The 12,636-nt window shown below is 39.5% G+C and carries 16 protein-coding genes; 13 read left to right on the top strand and 3 right to left on the bottom strand.

Going from position 1 to position 12,636, the window contains the following annotated elements:
- The first annotated feature begins 94 nt into the window (after nt 1-94).
- The 8 genes from DYY65_RS09275 (at nt 95) to DYY65_RS09240 (ending at nt 5,008) form a co-directional block, all read left to right on the top strand.
- Nucleotides 95-427 (top strand): hypothetical protein, encoded by a 333-nt coding sequence (locus DYY65_RS09275; RefSeq protein WP_162477680.1) that lies wholly within the window; start codon nt 95-97, stop codon nt 425-427.
- A 307-nt stretch (nt 428-734) separates the two neighbouring features.
- Nucleotides 735-2,027 carry a tyrosine-type recombinase/integrase gene (locus tag DYY65_RS09270; RefSeq protein ID WP_162477679.1) on the top strand — a complete coding sequence of 431 codons (1,293 nt, stop codon included), beginning with the start codon at nt 735-737 and terminating at the stop codon, nt 2,025-2,027.
- Nucleotides 1,996-2,220: a hypothetical protein gene (locus DYY65_RS09265; protein ID WP_162477678.1), complete on the top strand. Its 225-nt coding sequence runs from the start codon at nt 1,996-1,998 to the stop codon at nt 2,218-2,220. Before DYY65_RS09270 ends, DYY65_RS09265 begins: the two co-directional genes overlap by 32 nt.
- A 232-nt stretch (nt 2,221-2,452) precedes the next feature.
- The gene (locus DYY65_RS09260; protein ID WP_162477677.1) at nt 2,453-2,653 is read left to right on the top strand and encodes a hypothetical protein; all 201 of its coding nucleotides are present in this window, start codon (nt 2,453-2,455) and stop codon (nt 2,651-2,653) included.
- A 126-nt stretch (nt 2,654-2,779) separates the two neighbouring features.
- Complete coding sequence (locus DYY65_RS09255) at nt 2,780-3,751, top strand: hypothetical protein (protein ID WP_162477676.1); 972 nt, start codon at nt 2,780-2,782, stop codon at nt 3,749-3,751.
- Nucleotides 3,752-3,828: 77 nt separating this feature from the next.
- Nucleotides 3,829-4,251, top strand: a complete 423-nt coding sequence (locus DYY65_RS09250; protein ID WP_201449437.1) for a hypothetical protein — start codon at nt 3,829-3,831, stop codon at nt 4,249-4,251.
- A 99-nt stretch (nt 4,252-4,350) separates the two neighbouring features.
- Complete coding sequence (locus DYY65_RS09245; protein ID WP_162477674.1) at nt 4,351-4,551, top strand: hypothetical protein; 201 nt, start codon at nt 4,351-4,353, stop codon at nt 4,549-4,551.
- Nucleotides 4,538-5,008 (top strand): hypothetical protein, encoded by a 471-nt coding sequence (locus DYY65_RS09240; RefSeq protein WP_162477673.1) that lies wholly within the window; start codon nt 4,538-4,540, stop codon nt 5,006-5,008. Before DYY65_RS09245 ends, DYY65_RS09240 begins: the two co-directional genes overlap by 14 nt.
- Nucleotides 5,009-5,206: 198 nt before the next feature.
- Here the strand turns inward: DYY65_RS09240 and DYY65_RS09235 are convergent, their stop codons facing one another.
- A complete protein-coding gene (locus DYY65_RS09235; RefSeq protein WP_201449436.1) occupies nt 5,207-5,404 on the bottom strand; it encodes a hypothetical protein in 198 nt (65 codons plus the stop codon).
- Nucleotides 5,405-5,496: 92 nt separating this feature from the next.
- Here DYY65_RS09235 and DYY65_RS09230 point away from each other — a divergent pair, with 92 nt between their 5' ends.
- Together DYY65_RS09230 and DYY65_RS09225 are read left to right on the top strand one after the other, a co-directional pair.
- A complete protein-coding gene (locus DYY65_RS09230) occupies nt 5,497-6,768 on the top strand; it encodes a hypothetical protein (RefSeq protein ID WP_201449435.1) in 1,272 nt (423 codons plus the stop codon).
- An 8-nt stretch (nt 6,769-6,776) separates the two neighbouring features.
- Nucleotides 6,777-7,325 (top strand): hypothetical protein, encoded by a 549-nt coding sequence (locus DYY65_RS09225; protein ID WP_162477670.1) that lies wholly within the window; start codon nt 6,777-6,779, stop codon nt 7,323-7,325.
- A gap of 495 nt (nt 7,326-7,820) precedes the next feature.
- On the opposite strand, the gene DYY65_RS09220 is transcribed toward DYY65_RS09225, so the two are convergent.
- Nucleotides 7,821-8,150, bottom strand: coding sequence for a hypothetical protein (locus DYY65_RS09220; RefSeq protein ID WP_162477669.1), 330 nt, complete (start codon nt 8,148-8,150; stop codon nt 7,821-7,823).
- A 112-nt stretch (nt 8,151-8,262) separates the two neighbouring features.
- The gene (locus DYY65_RS09215; protein WP_162477668.1) at nt 8,263-9,459 is read right to left on the bottom strand and encodes a tyrosine-type recombinase/integrase; all 1,197 of its coding nucleotides are present in this window, start codon (nt 9,457-9,459) and stop codon (nt 8,263-8,265) included.
- A 116-nt stretch (nt 9,460-9,575) separates the two neighbouring features.
- Here DYY65_RS09215 and DYY65_RS09210 point away from each other — a divergent pair, with 116 nt between their 5' ends.
- The 3 genes from DYY65_RS09210 to DYY65_RS09200 all read left to right on the top strand — a co-directional run.
- The gene (locus tag DYY65_RS09210; RefSeq protein ID WP_162477667.1) at nt 9,576-11,066 is read left to right on the top strand and encodes a Ppx/GppA phosphatase family protein; all 1,491 of its coding nucleotides are present in this window, start codon (nt 9,576-9,578) and stop codon (nt 11,064-11,066) included.
- Nucleotides 11,067-11,549: 483 nt separating this feature from the next.
- Nucleotides 11,550-12,332, top strand: a complete 783-nt coding sequence (pstB, locus tag DYY65_RS09205; RefSeq protein WP_162477681.1) for a phosphate ABC transporter ATP-binding protein PstB — start codon at nt 11,550-11,552, stop codon at nt 12,330-12,332.
- Nucleotides 12,333-12,352: 20 nt separating this feature from the next.
- Nucleotides 12,353-12,636: PhoU domain-containing protein (locus DYY65_RS09200; protein ID WP_305080014.1), on the top strand; the 284-nt coding region annotated here is incomplete at its 3' end.

Below are 12,636 nucleotides of genomic sequence, written 5' to 3'. Positions count from 1 at the left end.
CACCGGTTGTTGTTCACCATACGAATGACGAAAAGATACTAGCATTGGATAACAGAGTTACGACAATAGAAAGCGAATTGAGGAGGCTAAAGGAATGGCTAGCAGTTTATCCCCTGAAATAAATGAAAACGAAACTATAGTTACTATCAGGCTTCCAAAGTGGTACTATAGAACAGCCTGGCACATTTCAAAGATGCTAGGTTATGGTTCGTTTGAGCAATATGTCAATGACGCATTTAAGCAAAATCTAACGATGCAATTAGACGGAGCCGGTGAATTAGACGTAAAGGCTTTCTTTGAAAGGATAAACAAACAGACAGGACAACAACAACAACAGACGGACAAGTCCAACTGTAACTGTGAGTGTAGCAGCTGCGATTGTCCATGCCATCATCACCGAAATGGAGTATCTGAAATAAGTAAATGAGAAAGGTTTCCTATCGCCAATGTGTTCGATGCAAAGTTGTTTTCATGGCTGATTTGCGACTGAGAAATAAGTTGTGTTTGGAGTGTCGGAATAAGTCCCATGGGGTTTAGTTTGTTTGTCATACTTTAAAGTTGTCCCAAGTACCATTGTGCGCACCTTATTGTATGCAAAACAGAAACCCAGAAATGCGATGTTAGTAGGTAGGAATACGGGAAGGGAGTGGATTTAGTTAGTATCTGACTCGAAGCAGAAGAGACCCGCAGCCGCTTCTGCTGCTCGTCGTGCTGCTGGTGGTTATGATATTGGAATGGACGGCCCTACTTTTGATGTTTTCTATAACTCATTGAGGACAGAGCAAACTAAGAAAACTTACCACCTTCTAATAAGAAAGTTCATGAGGTGGCTAGGGCTTAGTCACATCAGTCAATTATTAGAAGTTGGCAACGGCGACCCTAGAAAAATAGAAACTAAAATCATTGAATATATCGGATATTCAAAGAAGGAAGGGTATTCGTCAAGCGAAGTCAGAAACAGGTTAGCGGCTATCAATCACTTCTACGCAATGAACGATATTGTACTAAACGCGAAGAAAATGAGTAAATTCGTTGGTGAGCATGTCTATGTGAATAAACTCAGTGCGTATAAACATGAAGAGATTGAAAAAATGTTAGACGCATCAGATGAAAAGACCAATGCGATGATCCTCACATATGTATCCACGAATTGCAGACTAGGAGCACTCGATGATAGATTCAACAAAGACCACCATCTAAGATTTGAGGATTTGGAGGAAGTCTGGCTTCCTAATAGCGATATACGTGTGTATAAACTGACGATTTACAGGGGTTCGAGAGAAGAATATTACTCATTTCTCACCCCAGAGGCCACCAAGGCTATGGATATCTATCTGCAGTCCAGACGAATAAAGGGTGAAATAATACGCCCTAAAGACCCTCTATTTAGGCAGGACTTTGCGGAGCAAGACGCGAATGCGGACAAGAAATTTCACATGACCCATAGTGGAATAGGAAGGGAGATTAGATTACTCCTAATTAAAGTGGGTCTGAGAGCACGGACAAAATATGAGAAACATGCACGCCATGAAGTCCCTATGATACATGGCTTTCGAAAGTTCGCAACAACAATGATGGCTAAAGCCAAAGTTGGACTTGAACAGCGCAAAATACTGAGCGGTCATAGTATCGGCGTCGAAAGACATTACGTCAAATATTCACAGGAAGAATTGTTACTGGAACATGCAAAAGCATGGCGATATCTGACTATTAGACAAGAAGGCAATCTCAAAGACGAACTTAAGACAGAGATACGAGAGCATAATAAAACCAAGGACGAATTGAAGAGTGCCAAAATGCAAGAAGAGATATTCGCGTTAAAGATGGAGAGGGTCAATCACGATGTAGACTCACTTGTACGAGCAAAGAACTTACTAGGGATATTGATTGACAGAATTGAAAAACAGTATCCTGGCTTAGTGGAAAGGGTTCTACCGGAATTATCTGGAGAAGCTCCTAAATCACTTGGGGATGAAGGTACTCTTATACAGGGAAATGCCAACAAGAAAAAGAAAGAAGAAGATTAACTTGGAGGCTGAATCTCTTAGTGACATTGACCGCATTAGAAAGATTATAATGGAGACTGAGTCTCTTAGTGGCATTGACCGCATTAGAAAGATTATAGCGGAAGCCGATATCGCAATACAGGATATCACACGAGAGTTAGAGGAATATCACCGATTACCTAGAAAGCGGCAGGCAGCACAAATCGAGAAATAACTTCTCTAAACCTACTCCTGACTCTTTTAATTTAGTGTACTGGCAATGTCGCCTTTGTGGGGCACGATATGACTTCAAACCCGATGATTATAGCGTAAGTCGCTGCTTAATTTGTAGACAGCCACTCAATCAATGTTGTTAAGTTTCCATGCTTGAGTTGGTTAGTCAGTTAGTTAGTTAGAAAATTAGTTCCTATTAGCCGTAACACTCCTGCCACTTCTAGCATTAAATAATGTCGAAAAAACATATTTCGATAACTGTCGAGAATACGGTAATCGAGGCCATAGACAAACAGCGAGAAATGGTACCAAGGTCTCCATATATCTCGAAAATACTGCAAGCATCGTTATTAACAGCAGCCGAAGCGGCGGCGACGACGACGGAAACGGAGACGGAAACGAAAGGGGACAAGGATGAGGATGGTGCTTCCTAAACGGTCGACCCCAATCCACCCAATCCACCCAATCCTAACAAAAACCAACAACAGCCAGGACAACAAGCAGCGAAGAAGGAACATAAACCAAAGAAGAGATTCCTCGCTAGTTACAGAAACAAGGACTTGGGCCAATACGCAGAGTCAATTATTGTTGGTGGAAAGTCAAAATATGCATCAGTTGACATTGCTGACAGAGAAGTTAGACTAATTGATTATGTCGACTACCTAGGCGGTCGATTTTATCCACCGCCTCCAGATGATTTTGACAACCTTAACACTACATACATTTTCAAGAACGAAGCAGAGTTTGACGATGTTCTAGAGCGAGCCAAATATGAAACGCTTGATACCATCTATCAGAAAGTTCTCACACAATGGAGGAGGTATAGTTGTGCAAGCAAATATGAAAACGAACTGTGTGCTGCTTGGACAATCTACACATACTTTGAAGACGTTTTTGGAATAACCTTTTACATATTTTTTATTGGTACTCCAGATAGTGGCAAGACCAACAAACTTCGTGTAATCAACAAACTAGCATACAGAAACCTCATGAGCACAGGTATGACAGCGGCCAATGTCTACAGACATTTAGGGTCATACCAAGAGTGCCAGGGCACCATTTGCGAGGACGAGGCCGATAACATGGACGAGGACATCGAGAAGATGAAAATTTACAAAAATGGCTATACCAAAGGTGTTAGAGTTAGACGAAACGACAAAGAAGGCGGTTCCGCTGGTGGAAAGTATAGCGGCAATTGGTATTGCACCTTTGGCTCTAAGGCGTTTGGCTCAGAGAACTCTATCGAATCTCTTGGCTTAAAGAGTAGAGCCGTCGAAATGAAATCAATAGCAGATGTTCCAGACTGGGACATAACTGATGTCATAAATGAAACTGGAGATGACGAACTAGAAGCCTTAGTTGACTTTAGAAAACTGCTTTTTTGCTTCAAACTCATTCACTGCCATCAGAAATACCAAAACATTGAGTTGAGTGTTCACAACCGCGAGGCTCAAATATTCAAACCAATACTTTCAAACCAATACTTAGGTTATTTCGCGATAACAAGACACAGAACAAGTTATTCAAAATAGCAAGTCATTTTGTCAATCAAAGAAGAGCAGAAAACAATCAGAACGAGATCTCACTGTTATATACAATCTGTAGTGATTTGGTGGAAGAATTTGCTCTCGCAGACGGCTTAAAGAGTACAAAAAATCTGATTACGATAGCATCTGGTGATATTTGGAATAGATACATCACTTCAACTGAAGCCGAGACTATAGGAAAGTCAACGTGTGAGAGTGCAGAGTTTGGAAAGAGGTCTGAGCAAATCCTCATTAAAATGGTAAAGGACAACTTCAAAGCCCAGCCACCAAAGCATACAGGCACTAGACGTGAACTTGAATTTAGTCGTAGAATAATGAAGCGACTGGCGAGAAAATACAAACTCGAAGACGTACAAATCAAGGAGATTACACGCGAAGAAAAGCAGAGACTACGACATGAATGGCAGCAAGCCAACCGTGTGTTTAGAGACGAAATTGAAGGTGGAGGTGAAGATGATGATGAAACTGAGACGGATGAGACGTAGGAGACGGAGTTTAGAAGCAAAGAAAATAGTACAAATAACAGCAAACCGAACGAGCATGAAAGTGAAAGAGCACACGCAGGCGCACGCTCAGAGGGCCCCATGCAGGACCAACAACAACAAGATAGTAATAATAGCGAACTATTCTCCCAAACTCCGTCTCAAGCGTCTCAAGCGTCTCAAAATCATACCCATGCTGAAAACATAGACGATGATGACGGAGGACATAGCCAGAGAGTGAACGACAGGTATGCATCATCTGAATCTGATGGTGGCGAAAAAAAACGTCATGACAATAACTAGTGAACAAGGTAATGGAAGGGGAAGGGGAGGTGAATACGTGCCCATAAGTTATGGGCTGGCGTTCATATGCAATCTATTCAAGCAGGATAATTCGTTTTGGCCCAAATTCGTTTGTGCCGGTGACAGATGGCGTCTAACAGTACAGGACAAATCAGAAGCACTAGCCTACTTTTACCAGGCTCGCAAAATTAATTGTCGCATATCGCCATTTCCTCAATTTGTCCAGCATTATCGCAAACCAGATGTTAGAGATTGTATGGCTATTGGAGGCGAAGGCATTGTTCCAAACTTTGTCATGATAGACCTTGACTTGGGTCGCTTCTCTAGGACGCTACTCTACTACAAGGAAGACGCACTAAACAGAGCATTAGATAGGATTCTAGCCAGAATAAACGAGAAATTTCATGGCACATTCAGACCTATGATATCGCTTGTTTACAAATCAAATCCTGCATAATAGACATCAATATCAGCCTGAAGTTATCTATTTGATTGCCTTTTCTATTATTATCATTATCATAGTTCCAATCAAGCAATGAGTCTATTAATCTCCAAAACATTGGTACACTAAATTTGTCATCTATTTCTGGAGATAGAAACAATCGCTCCAAGTCAGGGTCAAGTGACTCTCGTAGTTTCTCATTCTCACTCTTTCTTAGATACTCCATGAATATGACATGTTTGCAAGGGATTCACAAAGCACATCAAATGCTCTTTTCTTCTTCTGTCTGAGACTTTGGTACATTTTATTCTCAGTGATAGGTTTTCCAGCATACTTCAAACGTTCAAGTTCTGGAGCAAATTGTACAGCATCATCAAGATAACTCGTTATCTGCCCGTCTGGCACGTACATTTTTGTTTGTTTCTCATTATTTTGCGTGTGAGTGACGTACATTCAAGAGATAAAACGTACTTGTTCCTTTTATTAATGTCGACAAATTACTCATGAGTGATATCACACAACTGCTAAACAAGCAGCAATATCAAAAGGTAGCACAAAGATATATGCAACCCGCAGAAGGTTCCATAGAGAAACAGGTCCATGATTTTACAAGAAGTGAATTAAAGTCAAATCGTATCAGCCAGGCCAAGAGTTATTGGTATAATCCAGCAGTAGACCATGATTTAATAGAAAAATCACAGGAAGGATACAGACCAGAACCTCAATCAATTTACTTTGGGGAATCATTTGATGGTGGTAATCGTCCAACTTGGGAAGTAAAATGTTTTGACTATGGGGCCTACTCCAACTATCTACATTCAGCCGATGCTAGTACTGATTCACATGCATCAAGGTTTGACTCGCTAGTTGGTGTGTTTGGTCCTGAAATAAGTGGTCAGGCTTACGAATATTTACGCAGCAAAGAGGCAGGAGGGACTATAACTAGTAGTGACTTTAGTAATATTCAGATATTAGCCAATTTTATCGACATCCTCGACGTTCAACAAAGACAGTTTTCCATAATTAATGCGGTAACGACAAAGGCCACTAACACATTAGCAATCCAAACTTTGGCTTACAGTCGCTTTGGAATAACAGAAGAGATTGGAGAACTCGAATCACCTGAATCAAGAAAGGGTCAGTTTACAAGTCAAACATTCAAACTCAAGAAATTGGGAGGCTTGATAGCATGGTCTGACGAAGCAGAAATGCAGAATTGGGCTTCTGGTGTTAACCCAATTGATTATACCAGACAGAATTTAGCATCAGACGCAGTAAGGATAAAGGCTGGTAAAATTGCTGCCAGTCTCGCATCACTCACTACAGCAAGTACATCAGCCGCAGATTGGAGTGCTTACACAACAGACCATTCAACGACCAATCCCTTGATATTCATCCAAAACGTGTACAATGAAATCTATGCTAACTATGGCACTATGGATACAATCGCATCAACGCCTAGGACATACTCATTTTTTGCTTCGAACACTCATGTTTCAGGACAAACAGCAAGCCCTGCAATAGTATTAGGCCCAGGCCAAGTTCCTGCCAAAGGATTAACAGGATATCAATGGTATGTTGACCCATCATTAACAGAGAACTATGTGTACATGTATGATAAGCGTGGCATTTGGTTTTTGCAAGGGCCCTCAAAGATAGAGAATTATAGAAATTCACAGACAGGGGAAAATGGTGTTATTTACAGGGAATGGTGCAATTCATTCGTAAAGGAAACAGGCTTTGGTAAGAAGGCTACAGGCATATCACCAACATAACTAACTAAATGACACATCCCAAAACCATTGAAGCATACGATAGCCTAACAGGAAATCAAGCAGGTGACTATAAACGCAGATTTGGAAAGGGTAATGATGTAATAATTGAATCAAAGAAAGCGCTGATAGAAAAAGACCCCAATAAACAAACGAAGGTGTTAGCAGTCCATCGTCTAAGATTAGAAGATAATAGCGAGTATATTTTGTGGCAAGAAGAAATTATAGGTCACAGTGGTATCGGGAATGAAATAAAATACGAATTGGGATGGTCTGATTTATGCTACTGGCTAGAACCAATTCCCAGGAAGGAAATAAAATACAATCCACAGACTGAGCAGAATGAAGTGATAGAGAGAGTTGATGACCTAAGTCAAATGAAGGTGCATTATCTGTATCCATTCAACAAGGAGAATATCAATCTAATAAAAGACAAAATCAAAAGTAATCCAAGATGTCCATTCTACGTAAAAGATGTACAGGGAATGACTCGAACAGTAACACGCGGATTTAGTGAATGGAAAGATAAGCCCTTCGAATGGCTAATAGAATTCACATGAGAAAGATTCGAAGAATGGAATAGTCCAAGAGGCCTATCACTGATTAGTTATACTCGCACCAACGACTTCAACCATTGTCAAACATCAATGGCCTAGTCTAGTCTTTGGTTTGGATTAGGCTAGCATTGCCATAAATCTTGTCTTGTTTTGTGTCAATCAAACAAACAATCAATCAGCCGACAACATCAAATTCCTCTTCAAGCACTTTTTCTCTTTATGGTTTGAATCTTATACAACCACACATAGCGCAAGGCCAATGTAACCTATTATTAACAGGCGTATATTCACAATAATTGCCAAGTAATCTTGGCATTGGATGTTGATATTTGGTATGACTGCAAAAGCATCTGTTTGATTCCCCTGTTTCTAAATTGAATTCTGTCATCTATCCATCTAATATCTATCTATCTATAGGTACCTATCTTATCTTTTATTAGATTAGATTAGTGCCGACTAGCAACGCCATCATCATAAAGGATATACCTCCTTCAACGCTCAAGGCGGCAGTTGCCCTGTATTCATACACGTAGATAATTGCTCCTTCATTGGGCTAGGCACATTATTTAGTGTGTTATTATATATGTTAATTGAATTACTACTTCCAGCACTCAAATTCCCGGCTAATATCTGATGTTCAATTTTATTCTTGAAACCCTGAGGCATTAGATTGTCTGACATACCAGTCCTCTGTAACAGTTGATTCCAACAATCCTGAAATGATGCGTCGTCCATCGCGGCTCGTGCTAATTGTATCGGCATCATCACCGTCACGACTAACACTAGTACTAGTACTGCCGGGTTTCTAAATATGTAATAGTTGGTCATTCCTTCCTCTGCTCTGACTCCCTAATTTAACAAAATGTTACTATTAAGCACACTGGTTGTCCTTTGTCGGAAGAGCGGAACATTGAAGCCCCGCTTGTTTACCCTTTGCGAGTTAGGAGCCTTTTGCTTTTGCAGCCAGTTCGTCAACTCTTTTCCTCAGTTCCTCAATTTTGTCCAATAGTGGCGCATATGACCTAACTTCTTGTCGTAGTCTGCTAGTCTCTTCCCGACTTTCCTCTAATTGTGCTTCTATGTTTTTGCCTCTACTCTCTAAAGCAGAGTAATCCAGAAAGGTAAGATATTTCATACAATCTTTTGCATAAATTTCGGCTCGCTTTGGCTCCTTCATTGTGTAATATGGGCTTTTAGCATGGCCCAAAAACCATTCACTATAATCTTGCGATACCTGGTCAGAGATTACCGTCTTGACATACCTTCTAAACGAATGTAAAGTTATTGTTCGCCTCAAAATACCTTCTTTGCGTTTCTCAAGCCCAACAGTCTTTAGCACCTTTGCAAATTCCCGCTGTATCTTGTAGTAAAACGCTCTTGGGTGTTTGATGTTTTGGAAGTGTGTGAAGACGAGGTCGGTCTCTTTTTGGATTTGGCTTTTTGTAGGATATTTTCTTTCTCTGTATTTCCAATCAAGCCATTGTTTTAGAAATGTGGTTGCCTCATCTGATATGTAGACATCGCGAGCAACCTTGGTTTTTGTGTATTCTCTTCTGACGTGTATCTTTGTCGGGCTTGACGTATAGTCAATATCACAAACTCGTATAGCGCACGCCTCTACAGCCCTTAATCCAGCAGAGGCCAATATCAAAAGATATGGCTTTAGCCTTCTGTTATTACAGGATAACATAATTTTGCGAATATCTGCTGCGTCAAGTGCTTCCTCGTCTTCTCTGTATATTTTGGGCATCTTGACTTTTCTTTTGAACCTGTTAGATGCAATGTCAACATCGTAAAACTGCAAGTACGAACGGACTGCAGCCATGTAAATATTTAGCGTATTTTGCGACACTACCGAATGTGTTTTGTAATGCTTGTACTGCATCAAAAATGAAACAAACTGATTCAAAGTAACATATACGTCAACTTGTCCTTTTTTTATCGAATCTATTATAGATTCTAGTGTTTCCTCTTTATCGAGGAATTTGTGAAATGCTACCAATCCGGAAGCATAAGTCATTTGAGTGTTTTTTGAGTTTCTTGAAACACTGTCTAAAAAGTCTTTTACTTTTGGTATTGCACCTTGCATTAAATCAGAGATAGTAAGATTATTACCTCTCTCTAACGTCCTTTCCATGTTCTTGAGTCACACCAAGAGCATAGGCGGCCGCCTATTTATTTTGATAGGGATAATGTAGTCTTTTTTGGCCCAAGTAAACTCAATTATATTGCTTGTGTTGACTCTATCTCATATTGAAAATATCAGTTATTGATCTTGGTTTTAACTCTGCCAAATTAGTTAATTATACTGTGAATGCAAAGGATAACTCATTCCTAGCTTACGAGCAGCAAAGTGCAATGGTCAGACTTGGCCAAGACTTCTCTGGGGCTTTGGCATATGAACCAATACAGCGCACGATTCGTGCTTTACAATTGTTTCGAGACATAATCCATTTTCAACATGTGCAGCATGTAATCTCTATAGCGACAAGTGCCGTACGGGAAGCGAATAATAATAAGGATTTCCTTCAGGAAGTCTTTAAAAAAACGGGATTTAAGTTTACTGTATTAACTGGGGAAGAGGAAGCCCTTTATTCATATTTAGGGGCACTACAATCAACGTGCATTCCTACTGCCCTTTTTTTTGATTTAGGTGGAGGTAGCTTGGAATTAGTATACTCTGAAAATTACAAGATCAAAAAAGTCATTTCACTACCGCTTGGGACATTAAGACTATCGCAAGCATATTGCGATGATGAAGGAAGACTAAGTAAAAAGAACTACTTAAAATTGGAGGAACATATAATCAGGGAACTTCCTGATAGAAAAGAGCTAGACATCAGCCTAGACACCATCCTAACAGGGGTAGGAGGTACGTTAAGAGCAGTTTCTAGATATAATCAAGAAACAACAAGATATCCCCTCGAGAAAATTCACAATTATAGAATAGACTTCGCTGATATACGTAGGATCACCAATACATTTCGCAAAATGAGTCCACATGAGATTTCCGAAATAGGAACAGTAGGTAGTAATCGTGCGGCTACAATTACTGTAGGTTCCTGTATTATGAAGACACTTATGCAAAAACTTGAATTCGAAAATATGTTGGTAAGTGCACATGGACTTAGAGAAGGAGTTCTCTCTGCATTCTTATGCTCGGCGAAAAGTCACAATCTACACAATTTCAATTTGATTCAAATTCAGAAGCTTGCTAAATATTCCTGTAAGCAAGAGAAAATACCTCGATACGCACGTAATATCATATCGCTATTTTATAATTTAGGGCTGTTGAAGGAACGAGAATATGAAATCTTGGCTCATGCCATAAAGATCATCGCAGACTTGCCGGTAGTAACAAATCTTCATAATGTGTTTTACATAATAATCGATGAGGACATCAGACATCTTAGTCATCGTGAACAGCTAATTCTGGCATTGTCAATAGTGCGAACAAGGAAAGCTAAGACAGCAAGTGCTTTATTCACGAAATTTAATTCGATATTGCAGCCACAGAATAAAAAATCTATAGAAAAAATTTCAGCTTGTCTTTCGATTTCATTAATTTTAGAAAGATGTAAGACAAAAGTTCGATTCAATAAATATAACCGAAAAGAAATCGTAATGACTTTCACAACTGAAAATAATAATAGTCTCCCTCTCACTTTATTAGATGAGGTGGTGAATAACCTCCAGAAAGCTTTGGATATCTCTATCATTTATTTTAACTCTTCAAAGCCATGATTCCATCCGAAAATGTTGATACGCATACAAAATAGAATTTTGCTAAGCAGAACTGGAATATTTAATAATCTTAGACCTGAGCTAAAGAATGCAATTGGATTTCCAATGTCTCATAGATCGGAGCGAGAATTGTATTTTAATAATAACTTTACCTGATATGGATAGAACACACTATCCGGAATGTTTATGTACTTTGATCAATAGTATAGTACCGGTGCACAGAATACATAAATTTGAGAGATAAAGTTCGTAAAAATACAAAAGGAAGATGGCCCCATATAGCCAATTTAATTCCTATATAAATGAAAAAACCTAGTTAAGATCCAAACGTGGGCTTTGGCTTTCTCCTGAAATAGTTCTCACAAATGAACTATATTTTCTATGTCATCTATATGTGCAACGATTAATTAGTGCACAGGCACTCCCTATAGTTGGCGCTTGAGCAACGAAGAGAGCCTTGCTTACAAAAGTAACGAAAATGCTTTGAGGGCAGAGCGAAAGCAACAACTAAGTTATAAAGTATCTATTAAGCAGCTTGAAGCTTGGTTTGGAGCTAAAAAGGCAATAAAGAACATCAATTTGGATATTAGAGAGAAAACTGTCACAGCTTTTATTGGACCATCTGGCTGTGGTAAAACAACTCTTCTTAGATGTCTCAATCGTATGCATGAGATGACACCTGGTGCGAAGACAACGGGTCAAGTCATAATGGACAATATCGACATCTATGATCGAAATATAGACCCTGTTATAATTAAGCGACGTATTGGAATGGTATTTCAAAAACCAAATCCATTTCCTACAATGAGCATTTATGATAATGTTGCAGCTGGACTTAAGCTTAACGGAGTTAAAGATAAGCAACTTGTTGATGAGGTTGTTAAAGACAGTCTCGAGGGGGCTGCGCTTTGGGACGAAGTGAAAAATGAATTGGGTAAACCAGGTATGGGACTATCTGGAGGTCAGCAGCAGCGTCTATGTATCGCAAGAGCATTGGCTTTGCAACCAGAAGTTTTGCTGATGGATGAACCTACGTCTGCCCTTGACCCAATCGCATCTTTCAAGATTGAGGAATTGGTACAGGATTTGAAACAAAAGTTTACTGTTATTATTGTAACACATAACATGCAACAGGCAGCCAGAGTTTCAGATGAAACTGCATTTATGTATCTAGGAGAGCTGATAGAATATAATACTACGAAGAGGATATTTGAAAATCCTGAAAAAGAGCTTACTGAGCGTTATGTATCCGGTAAATTTGGTTAGAACTCTTTAGGTATTATTTTTTGACTAGGCTCTTAGATCTGGGAATAGATCGCATCAGGACTATTATTATGGATATGGCAAAATTATCTGAGCAGTCAGTGTTCGCGTCAATTGAATCATATGACAAGGGTACCAAAATAAAGAAGCAAATATTTGAATGGTCGGAAAGACTTCGTGTGCTTCAAGATGAATCATCTGACTTAGCAATTGAATTGATTGCGCGCTATCAGCCTGTTGCCACTGATCTGCGGTTTATTCGATCTTGTATGGAGATCTCATATGGGTTCTCGCGATTTGGGCGATA

It is taken from the genome of Nitrososphaera sp. AFS, assembly GCF_009898475.1.
Lineage (GTDB): Archaea > Thermoproteota > Nitrososphaeria > Nitrososphaerales > Nitrososphaeraceae > Nitrosopolaris.
Note: the sequence above shows the minus strand (reverse complement) of the source record. Positions and strands in the feature narration are given on the sequence as shown.